Origin of the sequence: Planktotalea sp. (assembly GCF_018607995.1) — a bacterium.
Classification (GTDB): Bacteria; Pseudomonadota; Alphaproteobacteria; order Rhodobacterales; family Rhodobacteraceae; genus Planktotalea.
On sequence record NZ_JABBAL010000037.1, the window covers coordinates 1 to 14,574 of the forward strand.

Below are 14,574 nucleotides of genomic sequence, written 5' to 3' on the forward strand. Positions count from 1 at the left end.
CCCCATCAGAACTTCAACCTGCCGTAACTTCACGACAATCTCTTCAAGCTTGGGTCCTTAATCGCCATCTCTGATCCTCCGCTTTCCTAGCTATAGGGGCAGACCAACCCAAAGGGGGAGGCTCAGATACATTGTGAATGCCTTTATGTTAATAAATCAATTTTTTATATGGCGATGAGCGACCCTGGAATCATAATGACGAGCAAAAAGGGTTTCAGTATTTAGCATTTTTCATCAGTAATTTAAGCAGTTAGATTTTTTGAGCCTTGCCGCCTTGCTATCGAAGCATGCGCCAAAAATACCGAAGATAGTTATCGTGAGTAAAGGCCAAGGGAAACTAGGCGGTAAAGCGAATCTTAATCAAGTCGACGTTGCGTTAAGGTTCCTGAGGGAGCTTGAGTTATATCCAAATAGTTGGACAGAATCAGGCTTGGAGTTAATACAATTTTGGGCGGTGACGTTGGTATGTCGCTTGTAGCAACCTTGCAGCTTTCATTCTTTTGGTATACCGCGGCATACAAACGGACGCGGCAGCCTTACTCGATTCGAAAATTGGACGTCTTGAGCCACATCAACACTTAGTAGTGAGATTATTATGAGCCAGTATATAGCTTACCTTGAAGAGATTGAAGCACGCAAGGCGCAAGATTTGCACCCAAAGCCGATTGATGGCGCGGAGCTGACGCAAGCACTTATCAATCAAATCAAGGACAGCGGCAACGAGCACCGCGCGCAATCGCTGGACTTCCTGATCTACAACACGCTGCCCGGCACAACGGACGCAGCTGGCGTAAAGGCTGAATTCCTCAAGGAGATCATCCTTGGCGAGCCAGTTGTTGAAGAAATCTCTACGGAATTCGCATTCGAGCTACTCTCGCATATGAAAGGTGGCCCATCTGTCAAAGTGCTTCTTGATCTTGCACTGGGCGATGATGCCGCGCTCTCGGAGCAGGCGGCATCTGTTTTGAAGACGCAGGTCTTCTTGTATGAGGCGGACACGGATCGTCTGAAAGACGCGCACGGCTCAGGTAACAAGGTCGCGACTGACATTCTTGAAAGCTATGCAGAGGCGGAGTTCTTCACCAAGCTCCCTGACATCGACGAAGAGATAAAAGTCGTCACCTATATCGCTGCTGAGGGTGACATTTCCACTGATCTGCTGTCTCCAGGTAATCAGGCGCATTCGCGCTCTGACCGTGAGTTGCACGGTAAATGCATGATCTCACCAGAAGCGCAGAGCGAAGTCCAAGAGCTGCAAAAGAAGAACCCTGATGCGCGCGTGATGCTGATTGCTGAGAAGGGTACCATGGGTGTTGGTTCGTCGCGTATGTCCGGAGTAAACAACGTTGCGCTTTGGACAGGTAAGCAGGCGAGCCCTTATGTTCCATTTGTAAACTTCGCGCCTGTTGTCGCGGGTACAAACGGCATCTCCCCAATCTTTCTGACGACTGTTGGTGTGACGGGCGGCGTTGGTGTTGATTTGAAAAACTGGGTCAAGAAAATGGACAGCGACGGTCAGCCGATCCTGAACAATGATGGCAATCCAGTGCTTGAGCAGAAATACTCTGTTGAGACAGGCACGGTTCTGACGATTAACACCAAAGAGCAGAAACTCTTTGACGAAGCCGGTGACAAAGAGCTGGTGGACTTGTCGTCCTCCTTCACGCCGCAAAAAGTTGAATTCATGAAGGCGGGTGGTTCGTACGCGATTGTCTTCGGCAAGAAGCTTCAAAGCATCGCCTGTGACATTCTCGGTGTTGAGCTGAAATCAGCCTTTGCACCCTCCAAAGAGATCACAAGTGAGGGTCAAGGCCTTACAGCGGTTGAGAAGATCTTCAACGCGAACTCGCTCGGCGTTGCGCCAGGCACGGTTTTGCTGGCTGGCTCTGACGCGCGCGTTGCGGTGAACATCGTTGGCTCGCAAGACACAACAGGCCTGATGACCTCGCAAGAGCTTGAGTCTATGGCGGCGACAGTTCTGTCCCCAACCGTTGAAGGTGCCTATCAGTCAGGTTGTCACACAGCCTCTGTTTGGGATCTTAAAGCGCAAGCAAACACGCCAAAGCTGATGGCCTTCATGCAGAAATTCGGCTTGGTGACAGCGCGTGATCCTAAAGGCGTTTATCACTCCATGACGGACGTTATTCATAAGGTTTTGAATGATATTACTGTCGATGATCGCGCGATCATCATTGGTGGTGACAGCCACACGCGTATGTCTAAGGGCGTTGCCTTTGGTGCGGACTCTGGGACCGTAGCACTGGCTCTTGCGACGGGTGAGGCGACGATGCCGATCCCCGAGTCAGTCAAAGTGACCTTCAAGGGTAAAATGGCTGATCACATGGACTTTCGCGATGTCGTCCACGCAACCCAAACTCAGATGCTTCAGCAATTTGGGGACAACGTTTTCCAGGGCCGTATCATCGAAGTTCACATCGGTACGCTGCTCGCTGACCAAGCGTTCACATTCACTGACTGGACTGCCGAAATGAAGGCAAAAGCATCCATTTGTATTTCAGAAGATGAGACGCTGATCAAATCGCTCGAAATTGCGAAGTCGCGTATTCAGATCATGATCGATAAGGGTATGGACAATGACGCGCAAATGCTGGCGGGTTTGATAACTATCGCTGAAAAGCGCATCGAGGAAGTTAGGTCTGGTGCAAAACCTGCGCTCGCACCTGACGAAAATGCTAAGTACTTCGCCGAAGTCGTTGTCGATCTCGACGCAATCGTAGAGCCAATGATCGCTGATCCTGATGTTCAAAACGCAGATGTGTCCAAGCGTTATACCCACGATACGATTCGCCCGATTTCCTACTATGGTGCAAAAAAGAAGGTCGATCTCGGCTTTGTTGGTTCTTGCATGGTGCACAAAGGTGATGTGAAGATCGTGGCTCAGATGCTGCGTAACCTAGAAAAAGCCTTTGGGGAAGTGGCATTCAAAGCGCCGCTCGTTGTTGCAGCACCAACCTACAACATCATCGATGAGCTGAAGGAAGAGGGCGATTGGGCCGTCTTGCAAAAGTACTCTGGTTTTGAGTTTGATGACGCTGCACCCAAGCGAACTGCTCGTACCGAATATGAGAATATTCTCTATCTTGAACGTCCGGGCTGTAACCTTTGCATGGGTAACCAAGAAAAAGCTGCTAAGGGCGACACGGTTCTTGCGACATCTACACGCTTGTTCAAAGGCCGCGTTGTTGAGGATGCCGATAGCAAGGCAGGTGAATCCCTGCTCGCGTCAACGCCAGTTGTTGTTCTTTCTGCGATCCTTGGGCGCACGCCCACTTTGGAAGAATACAAAACAGCCGTCAAAGGCATCGACCTGACCAAGTTTGCGCCGCCGCTTGCAAAGCCAGCGGCAACAGCATCGGCTCACTTCTAAAATTATTGCTCGCCTCCCTCCCGTGCTGCTGGGTGGGGGGCGATGCTTACTAATGCACGCTCTGAAGCAAGAGTGACAGAATGCACTACTGCGCGATTTTTCCAAACTTCCCATCCGATTGTGGCTCTTGCGCCGACCTCGACCAACGGACGCGGTGGTAACGGAGTGGGCGTACCAAGAGCCTCCATGTCTTTGATCAGCGGGTTCAAGACACCACAGGCTTTGTCGGCAATAAGCATACCGCTGATTGTGCCCTTTGTTACGCCTATCCCGTTTTGGCACGTCGCCATCCAAATATTGGGGCTTACTTCGCCAAACGTTGATGCGCAGTTACGTGACATACAGACGTATCCAACCCATGAACTCTCAAAAGAAACAGCTCTTAATTTGGGGAAGCGAGCATCCATCAGGGCTTTGTGGCTGCGCCCGATGGTATCCGTTTTTTGCGACTTGAAATCCTGTCCCATCGCAACCTTGATGTCTTGTCTAATCAGTATGCGACGGTCATTTGTATAGCGCATTGTAATGCCGCCAAACCCGTTTGCAGGCGTCAAACCCCATGGCTTATCAACACCAAAATTTGCTTGTTCGTCAGGTGTTAAAGGGCGAGTTAGGCTAGCACAAAGTGCCAGGTGGACAAAGGTATTCTTACCATGGCCGAATTGTTCGCTAAACCCGTTCGCCGCCAATATCATACGCGGGGCGGTGATTGATCCACCTTGTGTGGTTGCGCACATTCCGTTCGCATAATTCATCGCCATCACGGGAGAATTCTCGTAGATCGAAATATTTTCGGGCAACGTACCCGCCAACCCACGTGTCAATGCTGCGGGGTTCATCAACACACAACCAGGCGTGCAGAGCGCACGATGAAAATGTCTTGTCCCCAACTTGGCTGTAAGGGTGTCTTTTTCCACCCACTCAAAAGGTTCATTTAAAGCCGTTAACTCTGTCGCATAGGGGTCAAGCATGGCTTGCGATCCAGCCGGTGTTACAGCTGCATGGTACTTTCCGTCCCGTGACCAATCGCACTGAATACCAAAGTCGCTGACATTCTTTTCCAGAGCTACGGTTGCGGCTCGCGCAAGGCGCAAGTAGCGATGTGACCCTTCTAGCTGATCAAGACTTGAAGACGTCGTGTGTGGTAAGTCGATGATGAAACCCGAATTGCGCCCTGAGGCGTTTTCTCCACATACACCTGCTTCGACCAACGCAATGCTATCATCAGGACGGTTGAGCGCTAACTGGCGAGCAGCCGCCAAGCCGGCGTAGCCCCCACCGATTACCAGCCAATCGGCCTTGATGTCTTTGGCCAAAGCCGTATGCGGCGTGCGCTTTGGCAGTATTGTGCTCCAGGCGTTTGTCTGGTCATTGCGCGGCAGCCGCGAGATAATCGACATGGTCTGGTTATCTTTCTGCTCTGTCTAGTTGCGCCCAATCAGCAGGTTGGATCGCATAAAAAATCAGGGCATTTTCTGCCTGAAGGTGACACGCTTGCCAGCAGGAAGCCAGATTGTGTCCTTTGGACCAGCCTTCAAGGTTTCCGCTTGTGTGATTGCGGTGACTTCCCCTTCGAGAACAAGAATGATCTCGTCATACTGCACCGTCCATTCGAACGATGCATTGGTCAGGCGGCCAAATCCTGCACCCAGTTTGCTGCCATCATCGGTGCCGCATAGAGGGGCGGCTTGGGCCTGATCTCCATGTTCAAAGCGGGGTTGCAATGATGAATTGGTCTATTCAATGACCCTTGGCTGTGACGTTTCATAGTAGCTCTCCTCAAATGAACAAGGCTAACTATACAATATTGATTATTACCAAACAACATTGTATGGTAATGAAATGCATGCCTTAAAAATCCACACCGAAGCTGCCCCAAAACCGCGATTAGGCCGTGTCGACTGGCTGCGTGCCGCTGTGCTTTGTTTGATGGAAGACGGCATAGATGCAGTTCAAATCACGCGGCTGGCCACATCTATCGGCGTAAGTCGCGGCAGCTTTTACTGGCATTTCAAGTCACGGAAAGAATTGCTGGATGGTTTGCTGGACGAATGGTTTGCTGTGAACGGAACGCGTCTCAAGCAGGTTTTGGACAAAGCAGACAGCTTAGATCGCGGCGTGCTGTCGTTCTTTGCTGTCTGGACAAATCTGGACACTTTCAACGCACCGCTCGAACAGTCCGTGCGGGACTGGGCGCGCCTAGATAGGCACGTGCTAAAGGTGGTGAGGGGCGAGGATGCTAGCCGTATCGCTGTCATTGCTGCCCTGTTCGAGCGATACGGTTTCTTGCCGCGAGAGGCCGAGGTGCGCGCGCGTGTGCTCTATTTTGCACAAGTGGGATATCTAGCGATGAACCCAGAAGAAGCCATCGAAGAACGCATGTCGATGTTGGACGATTACTACTTTGCCTTCACGGGCAAAACCCTTGGCGCAGAGGTTGGATCATCGTTTCGCCGTGACTGGGTCGGCTTCGGTAAAATCAGCCCATCCAAGGGAGGAACAGATGTCTCGTGAAATCAAACCACGCCGATCAGGTGGCCGTCGTCGTGCGCAATCAGATGCGGCAAAGCCCGTGCGCGCCACGAATTATGTGAACCTACATCATCCGTTTCAGCCTCAAACCATGTTCTCTGACGATGAAATCGCAAACATCCACCACACCGCCCTGCGGGTGACTGAAGAATTGGGAATCAAAATTCTGTTGCCCGAGGCACGTCGTATCTTTCGGCAGGCAGGCGCACGGGTTGAAGATGACATGGTGTTCATAGGACGCGACATCGTTACCGCAGCTTTGCAAACAGCGCCTGCGTCCATTCGTTTGCGCGCCGCTAATCCCAAGCGCGAACTGACATATGAGAACGGTGCCATGTTATTCATGGCGGGTGCAGGTTGCCCCAATGCGACCGACCTCAAACGGGGTCGCAGACCGGGTGATCTGGAGGCCTTTGTCGAGACATTGAAGCTGGCTCAAACCTATGATGTGATCCACATGCTTGGCCCCTGTGTTGAACCGCAAGACGTCCCAATACAGTTTCGCCATTACGAGATGATGCGTGCGCAACTTACCCATTGTGACAAACCAATGTTTGTCTACTCTCGAGGATCGGAACAGGTAAACGATAGTTTCGAGATGATCCGCTTGGCGCTAAACTTGTCAGACGATGAGTTTACAGATGGGGTTTGGGGCACGACCGTTATCAACTCCAACTCGCCGCGCATGCTAGACATTCCAATGGCCCAAGGGTTGATTGACTTTGCCCGAGCCGGCCAGATGACCATTATCACACCGTTTTGCTTGGCGGGCGCAATGGCCCCGATCACCGTGGCCGGAGCACTGACCTTGCAGCACGCCGAAGCGCTTGCAGGCATCACATTGGCCCAACTGACCTGTGCAGGCGCCCCGATCAGCTACGGCGGGTTCAGCTCGAACGTGGATATGAAATCTGGTTCTCCAGCGTTTGGAACACCCGAACATGTGAAAATGCAAATTGGTGCCGGCCAATTGGCACGCCACATCGGCTTGCCTTGGCGTTCTGCGACGGGGGCGGCTTCCAACACACCTGACATGCAGGCCGCAAACGAGACGAACATGGCGATTTGGGGCGGGGCGATGGCCAATGCCACGCTAACGGTTCACGCAGCGGGCTGGCTGGAGGGAGGATTGAGTTTCGGTTACGAGAAATTTATCAACGATGTCGAGGCCTTGCAAACAATGGCTGAACTGTGTGTGAAACCCGTGGGCAATGATGCTGAGATTGGGTTTGACGCCTTGGCCGCAGTTGATCCCGGGGGGCATTTCTTTGCCACGCAGCACACGATGGATCGGTATCAATCGGCGTTTTACGCGCCTCTTGTCTCTGACCTGACTAATTTTGGCGCGTGGACGGAAGCCGGTGCCAAAACGTCGACGCAACGAGCAACCGATATTTGGACTCGGAACCTCACCGATTTCAAAGACCCTGAACATGGTGCTTTGGCTGCCAGCAACATCGTGACGTTCGTTGAAGCCCGTAAACAACAAGGCGGAGCCTTCCCGCAGGAATAATGAGATGTGACTGCCGCTTGTTAATAACCGATCGATGATCCTTTTTTCACCACTCAGACTGCAGCAACCCAACTTTATGTCGTGAAAATGGAAAGCGCAGCGGTCTTGAAAACACGGTAGGTTACGATCCAGATGATGATCTTCAAGGGAGTGTGGTATTGTGCATAGCGCGGTTGGTTTTTCGCGACGCCAAACCAACTTTTTCATGAAGCAAGTCCCTCATCGACAGGGTGGCATTCCTGACGTTTCGATTGCCAGTCTATGGTGCAGCTTTCCCGCGATCTGGACTGCCAGTACAAGACGGCCTTCGTTCTTGCGCACAAGCTGTTCGAAGCAATAGCGCAAGAAATCCACACTGGCGAAGTTCTTGAGGGTCACATTGGAATCGACGGCGCATGCTTTAGCGGTCACATTCGCCCAGAGAATGCCAAGAAAGAACGCAAGCATCGTCGCTTGTCTATTCACCAGACAGGTATGGGCAGGCTTCGACCTATTGGCTGTCGTCATCGGCGTTTTTGCCTTATCCGAGGTGTTGGTCTGCGCGAGCGCCCCAATCAGAAAAGTGTCAGAGCTTATCGACTTTTGCGGCGTGAAATTGCCGAGTTTCGCGATGTGGAAAGGGCGAATTCGCAACCTAAGAAAATCGGTCCTCGTCGGAATTGTTTTTGCGAAAGCTTTGGTGGTATGACTGCGCTGCATGTGGCACTATTGGCACCAAATCGCGTGCGTAGCCTTACCGTGTCATCAGTTACGGCTGGTGGTAAAAAAACGCTTCACATGACATCTCGCAGTTCTTGAAACTGCTACGTTATGAAGCGGCAAAACAGGCAATGACCTTGCAAGATACGCGCAATGCAACGTTGCAGGAGGCCGGTCCTCAGGCGGTTAATGCAGCATTGAAGTAGCGCCAAGCGTTCGCGCGCAAGTTTGCAGACCCATCCATTTCCAGCGGCGGCTATGCGCGATTGCTGTCAATGCGAGCAGCACATGATTACGTTGCAAACCTTGATCGAATTGACGTCTCTGTTACGGTTATTTTTGGGCAGTACGATCTGCAAGCTCGGCCATAGTTTTAGCAGGCGCTGGTTGACGCCCTACCTATTGCGCGTATTGAGATGTTCGAGGTAGGGCACGGCGTTTTGTTTGCGCAACTGGAAGCGACCGACTGTGCCGTAGGCTCAGCGCTTGCGGCAGAAGAAATGTTTGGACGAATTGACGAGAAGGTCATCTGATGGGAAATATTGCGGTTTTTGGCTTAGGGGCGATGGGATACGGCGTCGCGAGTTCTGTGTTAAGAGCGGGTCACACGACCTATGGCTTTGACGTTGTGCCTGCGCAGATGGAGCGGTTTCGAGCGGATGGCGGGGCAAATGGTGCGATTGATGATGTTGCGAGTACGTTAGAGGCCGTTATTGTTGTCGTCCTGAATGCGGCCCAAACTGAAAGCGTTTTGTTTGGTGAAGCGGGTATTGTGCCAAAGCTACGAAAAGGGGCGGTTGTTATGGCTTGCGCAACTGTTCCACCAGAGTTTGCGCGCGCGGTGGGAGCGCGTTGCGCCGAACATGGCGTGCTCTATCTAGACGCGCCGATTTCTGGCGGCGCTGGTAAAGCGGCATCGGGTCAACTCTCGGTCATGGCATCCGGCACGCCCGAAGCGTTCACCGCTGCGAAATCTGCATTGGACGCTGCCGCTGAGACCGTGTTCACTCTTGGTGACAGCGCAGGAGCAGGGTCTGCGATGAAGGCCGTCAATCAGCTGCTGGCTGGCGTTCACATTGCAACGATGGCAGAAGCTCTGACCTTTGGCATGACCCAAGGTGTTGCGCCTGATAAGTTCGTCGAAGTCATCTCGAAATGCGCAGGCACCAGTTGGATGCTGGAAAACCGTGCGCCGCATATCGTTGACGGGGATTACACCCCGCTCAGTTCTGTGAACATCTGGCCAAAAGACCTTGGCATCGTGCTCGACATCGCCAAAGCTGCGCAGTTCAGTGCACCAATTACAGCCGCTGCTTTGCAGCAGTTCATCGCCGCGGCAGGTATGGGCCTTGGTGGCGAAGACGATGCAGCCGTTGCCAAAGTATACGCGCGCAACGCGCAATTAACGCTACCAAGCAAGAAAGAGGCGTAGATGACGACCTTACTGGGCTGCATTGCTGATGATTTCACAGGCGCGACGGACCTCGCGGGATTGCTTGCGCGAAGCGGTGTGAAAGTGTCATTGCGCATCGGTGTTCCGGACACACCGCCTTTGGATACTGCCGCGTTTGAGGTCATTGCACTAAAATGCAGAACCGCTCCTGTGGCAGAGGCGGTCGCTGAGACACGCGCGGCACTCGATTGGCTTAAGGCAGCAGGAGCGCGTCGGTTTTTCTGGAAATATTGCTCCACGTTTGACAGTACTGCACAGGGTAACATCGGTGCTGTCGCTGAAGGCCTGATGGCGGCACTTGGCACAGCGCAGACGATCTATTGCCCAGCTTTCCCCGAAAATGGGCGCTCTATCTTTATGGGAAACCTGTTTGTTGGCGAACAGCCGCTTGCGGAAAGCCCGATGAAGGATCATCCACTGACGCCGATGCGTGATAGCAACCTTATGCGTCTGCTCGCGCCCCAAGTGAGCAAACAGGTTGGATTGATCAATCGCTTATGCGTTGCGCGGGGTGTAGATGCGGTAAAGTCCGAATTGGCGGCTCTCACAGCTAAGGATATCGCCCATGTGGTTGTCGATGCGGTTGCCAATAGTGATCTTAGCACGATTGCTCATGCGTGCCGCGATATGCCTTTGCTGACTGGGGGATCTGCCCTCGCGATGCCTTTGCCGCAGCTCTACAGCGATGATGGGTTGCTTGATTTGAAAGCAGAGCAAGCTCACCATGTTGCCCCTGATGCGAAGACATTAGTCCTGTCTGGTAGTTGCTCAGCGATGACCAACAAGCAAGTCGCTTCGTATCTTGAAATGGGTGTTCCGTCTTATCAATTAGACCCACTCACCTTGGCGAAAAATGGCGTCAATCCCGTTCTGGAATGGCTGGCTGAACAGGACCTCACACACGCGCCTTTGATTTACGCTACTACAGATCCGAGCAACGTGAAGGCCGCGCAAGTTCGCCTTGGCGTGGCGCAAGCGGGCGAAATCGTGGAAGCTGCGCTGGCAGCATGCGCTGTTGCAGCACGAAATTCTGGTGCGCGCCGATTTGTGGTCGCTGGAGGTGAAAGCTCGGGCGCTGTTACGCAAGGTTTGAGCGTTGACGCGCTAGAGATTGGTCCCGAAATCGCGCCCGGTGTGCCTTGGACGTTCTGTGAAAGCGATGGAAAGCGCCTTGCGCTCACCTTGAAGTCAGGCAATTTTGGAGCAGAAAGTTTCTTCACAGATGCTTCAACAGTTTTGGATTCCTTATGAGCCTTGAGAACGCACTACGTGAACAGATCTGCATGTTGGCGAAATCCATGTTTGATAGGGGATTAACTGGTGGCAGCACTGGGAACATTTCTGCGCGAACCGAGGATGGTGGGTTATTGGTCAGCCCGACTGGAACCAGCTTTGGCCGCCTTGATCCTGCGCGTCTTAGTCGTTTTGATGCAACGGGAACGCTTATCAGCGGCGACCAACCAACCAAAGAAATGCCACTACACAGCGCCTTTTACGACACCCGATCTACGGCTGGCGCGGTTGTTCATTTGCACAGTTGCCACTCAGTCGCTCTGTCGATGATGCCTGACGTCGATCAGGATAATTTCCTGCCACCGCTGACGCCATATGGATTGATGAAGCTTGGCCGGGTCAAGTTGCTTCCGTTCTTTATGCCGGGCGATCCTGAAATGGGCATCGCTGTGCGCGGGCTGGCAGGAAAACGCGCGGCAGTGATGCTTGCCAACCATGGCCCCGTTGTTGCAGGTAAGGATATCGAAGCCGCGTGCAACGCTGTTGAAGAACTGGAAGACACCGCACGATTAGCGATGATGACTCGCGGCCTCGGTGCGCGCGCACTGTCGGATAATCAAGTGCAAAGCCTCGTTGCGAAATTTGATATTGAGTGGGACGGATGACAACATTTTCCGCAAACCTTGGTTTCCTATGGGCAGATCGCCCGTTACCCGATGCCATTCGCGCAGCAAAAGCAGCAGGCTTTGTCGCAGTGGAATGCCATTGGCCCTATGCAACGCCTGCGCAAGACATTAAAGCGGCGCTGGATGAGACGGGTCTGCCAATGCTCGGCCTCAACACTGATCGTGGCGATGTCAGTGCAGGCGACAACGGCTTGTCGGCCATTGTAGGTCGCGAAATAGAAGCACGCAAAGTAATCGAGCAAGCCATTACCTATGCGCGCGCTATTGATGCTGGGGCCATCCATGTGATGGCTGGCTTTGCACATGGGTCTGAGGCGGAAGCCTGCTTTGTCGCCAATCTCATCTACGCCTGCGAGCAAGCGCCCGAATTGACGATACTCATTGAGCCTTTGAATCGTCACGACGCACCCGGATACTTTTTGGAAACGACAGAGCATGCGCGAGTGATTATCAAAAAGGTGGGCGCACCGAACCTGAAATTGATGTTTGACTGCTATCATGTCGCGCGCACCGAGGGCGACTTACTCACGCGGCTAAAGGACTTGGGCGACCTTGTCGGGCACATTCAATTCGCTTCGGTTCCTGATCGGGGCGCGCCGGATCATGGCGAGATCAACTACCCTTGGCTGTTTGAACAAATTGACAAGTTGGAATGGCAGACGCCACTTGGCGCTGAATACAAACCTGGTGCTCGGGCGACGAAGGATACCTTAGATTGGCTCTCGTGAGAAGTTTTTCCGGAGGTTTGTACGACGACATGCTCCTTCCAATGCAGCGTTTGGCTGTAGCATAGTTATATTCTGGCAGTGTATATTTGATACTTCTAATCCGGTATCGAGCTCCGTTTCAGCTTGTTCTCAAGTTTAGCCATCGGTTTCAACTCGGCTTCAAGTTCGCGGTTGCTTTGTTGATGGCCATCGCTGTGACTTGGGTGGCGTTGGGTACCGTATTCACGGGGCGGACAGTGGAATGGTTCATCTCGATATCGATGGTGCTGTTGGGTCTGCAAAAACTGCAATACGTTGAACGGTTCGCCACTATGTTCTTGAATTATGACCTGCTGGCTCAGCGCTGGGTTCGATATGGATATATCTATCCGTTTGTTGAGACAGGTGCGGGGCTGCTCATGATGGCGGGTGTTCTCACATGGATTTCAGCACCAGCAGCATTGTTCGTGGCAAGCATTGGCGCGATCAGTGTGTTCAAGGCGGTCTACATCGACAAACGCGAACTCAAGTGCGCTTGCGTTGGCGGAGACAGCAAAGTTCCACTGGGGTTCGTGTCGCTTACCGAGAACCTGATGATGATCGGCATGGCGATCTGGATGCTCTCGAAGCTGTGATCATTTAACATTTGACCCTCCACCTACTGGAAGGCTTAGCTGTAGCAAAAAGACATGGGGATCAATGTCTTCAATGAAATCGATTATCGCAATTGCTGCTATTGTTGTTGCAGGTGGCGTGGGCTACGCGATGTGGCCCAGACTATCAAAGACAACCATGACTGAAACTGCTATCAATGCGGAGAACGCGGTCCTCGCCAATGTGCTGTTGCCTGAAACACTGTCGCAGAATGCGCAAATCGGACAACTTGGATTTGAAGCCAAGTGTGCGGTTTGCCATGGGCTGAACGCAGCGGGCCAAGATGGTGTCGCACCGCCACTGGTCCACATCATCTATGAACCGGGCCATCATAGCGACGAAGCGTTCCAACGGGCTGCTGCTTTGGGCGTTCGGGCGCATCATTGGCGGTTTGGTGATATGCCTCCCGTTGAGGGGGTAACACGGGGCGATTTGACGATGATCATCGCTTACATTCGAGAACTGCAACGTGCCAACGGGATCAATTGATCTCCAACAACAAGACTGGAAAAAACGATGAAAGCTATACTACTTGCGGGCATGATCGGGATTTGGGCCACTGGAGCGATGGCGCACTCGCCTCTTGATGCAACAACACCAGCTAACGAGGCCACTGTCACGGAGATGCCGACCGAAGTCTTGATGGGCTTCAAAGGTGACATACGCCTGACGCGGGTAGTGATCACACATGCCGACACACACAGCATGGACATGGACCTTGGCGAACAAACGGCTTTCACGCAGGAGTTTGCCTTACCAATGCACGATATGGGAGCGGGAACCTATGTGATCGAATGGCGTGGGCTTGGTTTGGATGGCCATGCTCTGAACGGTAGCTTTAGCTTCAGTGTAGAATAACGATGCCTGATACGCTCGGACTGGCGGCCATCGTCACGAAATTTGCCCTTTACCTTGGCGTGATGACTGCGGCTGGCACTGTCATGGCGACGCTGATGTTTCGGCTGGACCGCACACGTGTTCTGGCCGCAGCATTCGCCGTTCTTGGGTTGACGGCAACCATCCTCGCTTTCTCACTACGTGGAGCCAGCCTGACGGGTGATGTCAGCGGTATGATTGATCCAGAGATGTTGGGTCTACTTTGGACCACATCTGTTGGCACTGCTTTGCTGTTGCGTTTGGTAGGTCTTAGTCTGTTGATCGCTGGCCTGTTCATGGGCCGTTTTGGGACTTGGGTCTCTGTGTTAGGTGGTGTGATTGCGCTCTGGTCATTCGATCACGTCGGACACGTCTCCAGCCGTGGCACAACGCTGCTCGACATTGCTCTGACGTTGCACTTGCTGGCTGTTGCCCTGTGGATCGGTGTTCTCACACCATTGAAACGTCTGTCATCGTCACCCGACACTTATAATTTGGCTGCGGATGTGGGGCATCGATTTGGCGTTGTTGCGACCGTCTCGGTCCCCGCGCTGATCATCGTTGGTGGTTACATGGGCTACCAGCTTGTCGGGACCTTCACTGCTCTTGTCGGAACTGGATACGGGCAGGCATTGATCATCAAGGTTCTTCTCGTAGGCGGTCTGCTGGGGTTGGCTGCGGCCAATAAGCTTCGGTTCATTCCCGCGCTCCGAGCAGGTGATCCAGCCGCTGCGAGCCATCTTTCCAAATCTATATCGGTTGAATGGATTGTCATCCTTACTGTGCTTGGCACGACCGCTCTTTTGACAACATACCTGACTCTGCCAACATGA

At 52.8% G+C, this 14,574-nt stretch carries 12 protein-coding genes and 2 pseudogenes; 12 read left to right on the top strand and 2 right to left on the bottom strand.

The window, feature by feature from the left end:
• Nucleotides 1–595 precede the first annotated feature (595 nt).
• Nucleotides 596–3,388, top strand: a complete 2,793-nt coding sequence (locus QZ280_RS14955) for a bifunctional aconitate hydratase 2/2-methylisocitrate dehydratase (protein WP_293445670.1) — start codon at nt 596–598, stop codon at nt 3,386–3,388.
• A 2-nt stretch (nt 3,389–3,390) separates the two neighbouring features.
• Here the strand turns inward: QZ280_RS14955 and QZ280_RS14960 are convergent, their stop codons facing one another.
• Both QZ280_RS14960 and QZ280_RS14965 read right to left on the bottom strand, forming a co-directional pair.
• Entirely contained in the window at nt 3,391–4,788 is a 1,398-nt protein-coding gene (locus tag QZ280_RS14960; RefSeq protein ID WP_293445673.1) for an FAD-binding oxidoreductase, read from the bottom strand.
• A 63-nt stretch (nt 4,789–4,851) separates the two neighbouring features.
• On the bottom strand, nt 4,852–5,112 hold the full coding sequence (locus tag QZ280_RS14965) for a hypothetical protein (protein WP_293445676.1): 261 nt from the start codon (nt 5,110–5,112) through the stop codon (nt 4,852–4,854).
• 118 nt (nt 5,113–5,230) lie between these two features.
• Between QZ280_RS14965 and QZ280_RS14970 the strand changes: the two genes are divergently transcribed.
• The 11 genes and pseudogenes from QZ280_RS14970 to QZ280_RS15020 all read left to right on the top strand — a co-directional run bounded on the left by QZ280_RS14970 (nt 5,231) and on the right by QZ280_RS15020 (nt 14,574).
• Nucleotides 5,231–5,902 (top strand): TetR/AcrR family transcriptional regulator, encoded by a 672-nt coding sequence (locus QZ280_RS14970; protein WP_293445679.1) that lies wholly within the window; start codon nt 5,231–5,233, stop codon nt 5,900–5,902.
• A complete protein-coding gene (locus tag QZ280_RS14975; RefSeq protein WP_293445682.1) occupies nt 5,892–7,433 on the top strand; it encodes a trimethylamine methyltransferase family protein in 1,542 nt (513 codons plus the stop codon). Before QZ280_RS14970 ends, QZ280_RS14975 begins: the two co-directional genes overlap by 11 nt.
• A gap of 258 nt (nt 7,434–7,691) precedes the next feature.
• Nucleotides 7,692–7,919: pseudogene (locus QZ280_RS14980) on the top strand (IS1595 family transposase); the annotation flags it as partial.
• Nucleotides 7,920–8,664: 745 nt separating this feature from the next.
• Nucleotides 8,665–9,564, top strand: a complete 900-nt coding sequence (gene ltnD / locus QZ280_RS14985) for an L-threonate dehydrogenase (RefSeq protein WP_293445685.1) — start codon at nt 8,665–8,667, stop codon at nt 9,562–9,564.
• Nucleotides 9,565–10,836: a 3-oxo-tetronate kinase gene (gene otnK, locus QZ280_RS14990; protein ID WP_293445688.1), complete on the top strand. Its 1,272-nt coding sequence runs from the start codon at nt 9,565–9,567 to the stop codon at nt 10,834–10,836.
• On the top strand, nt 10,833–11,483 hold the full coding sequence (locus QZ280_RS14995) for an aldolase (RefSeq protein WP_293445691.1): 651 nt from the start codon (nt 10,833–10,835) through the stop codon (nt 11,481–11,483). The genes otnK and QZ280_RS14995 overlap by 4 nt, the downstream gene beginning before the upstream one ends.
• Entirely contained in the window at nt 11,480–12,232 is a 753-nt protein-coding gene (locus QZ280_RS15000) for a TIM barrel protein (RefSeq protein WP_293445694.1), read from the top strand. Before QZ280_RS14995 ends, QZ280_RS15000 begins: the two co-directional genes overlap by 4 nt.
• 164 nt (nt 12,233–12,396) lie before the next feature.
• Nucleotides 12,397–12,846 (top strand): annotated as a pseudogene (locus QZ280_RS15005) (MauE/DoxX family redox-associated membrane protein); the annotation flags it as partial.
• A 73-nt stretch (nt 12,847–12,919) separates the two neighbouring features.
• Nucleotides 12,920–13,354: a cytochrome c gene (locus QZ280_RS15010; protein WP_293445934.1), complete on the top strand. Its 435-nt coding sequence runs from the start codon at nt 12,920–12,922 to the stop codon at nt 13,352–13,354.
• A 27-nt stretch (nt 13,355–13,381) separates the two neighbouring features.
• A complete protein-coding gene (locus QZ280_RS15015) occupies nt 13,382–13,723 on the top strand; it encodes a copper resistance CopC family protein (RefSeq protein ID WP_293445696.1) in 342 nt (113 codons plus the stop codon).
• Nucleotides 13,724–13,725: 2 nt separating this feature from the next.
• Nucleotides 13,726–14,574 carry a CopD family protein gene (locus tag QZ280_RS15020; RefSeq protein WP_293445697.1) on the top strand — a complete coding sequence of 283 codons (849 nt, stop codon included), beginning with the start codon at nt 13,726–13,728 and terminating at the stop codon, nt 14,572–14,574.

What these genes read in the sequence shown, in the direction of transcription:
- ltnD (WP_293445685.1), top strand. Translation starts at nt 8,665, where the DNA reads ATGGGAAATATTGCGGTTTTTGGCTTAGGGGCGATGGGATACGGCGTC.
- QZ280_RS14970 (WP_293445679.1), top strand. Translation starts at nt 5,231, where the DNA reads ATGCATGCCTTAAAAATCCACACCGAAGCTGCCCCAAAACCGCGATTA.
- QZ280_RS15010 (WP_293445934.1), top strand. Translation starts at nt 12,920, where the DNA reads ATGAAATCGATTATCGCAATTGCTGCTATTGTTGTTGCAGGTGGCGTG.
- QZ280_RS15015 (WP_293445696.1), top strand. Translation starts at nt 13,382, where the DNA reads ATGAAAGCTATACTACTTGCGGGCATGATCGGGATTTGGGCCACTGGA.
- QZ280_RS14975 (WP_293445682.1), top strand. Translation starts at nt 5,892, where the DNA reads ATGTCTCGTGAAATCAAACCACGCCGATCAGGTGGCCGTCGTCGTGCG.
- QZ280_RS14960 (WP_293445673.1), bottom strand. Translation starts at nt 4,788, where the DNA reads ATGTCGATTATCTCGCGGCTGCCGCGCAATGACCAGACAAACGCCTGG.
- QZ280_RS15000 (WP_293445694.1), top strand. Translation starts at nt 11,480, where the DNA reads ATGACAACATTTTCCGCAAACCTTGGTTTCCTATGGGCAGATCGCCCG.
- QZ280_RS14955 (WP_293445670.1), top strand. Translation starts at nt 596, where the DNA reads ATGAGCCAGTATATAGCTTACCTTGAAGAGATTGAAGCACGCAAGGCG.
- QZ280_RS15020 (WP_293445697.1), top strand. Translation starts at nt 13,726, where the DNA reads ATGCCTGATACGCTCGGACTGGCGGCCATCGTCACGAAATTTGCCCTT.
- QZ280_RS14995 (WP_293445691.1), top strand. Translation starts at nt 10,833, where the DNA reads ATGAGCCTTGAGAACGCACTACGTGAACAGATCTGCATGTTGGCGAAA.
- otnK (WP_293445688.1), top strand. Translation starts at nt 9,565, where the DNA reads ATGACGACCTTACTGGGCTGCATTGCTGATGATTTCACAGGCGCGACG.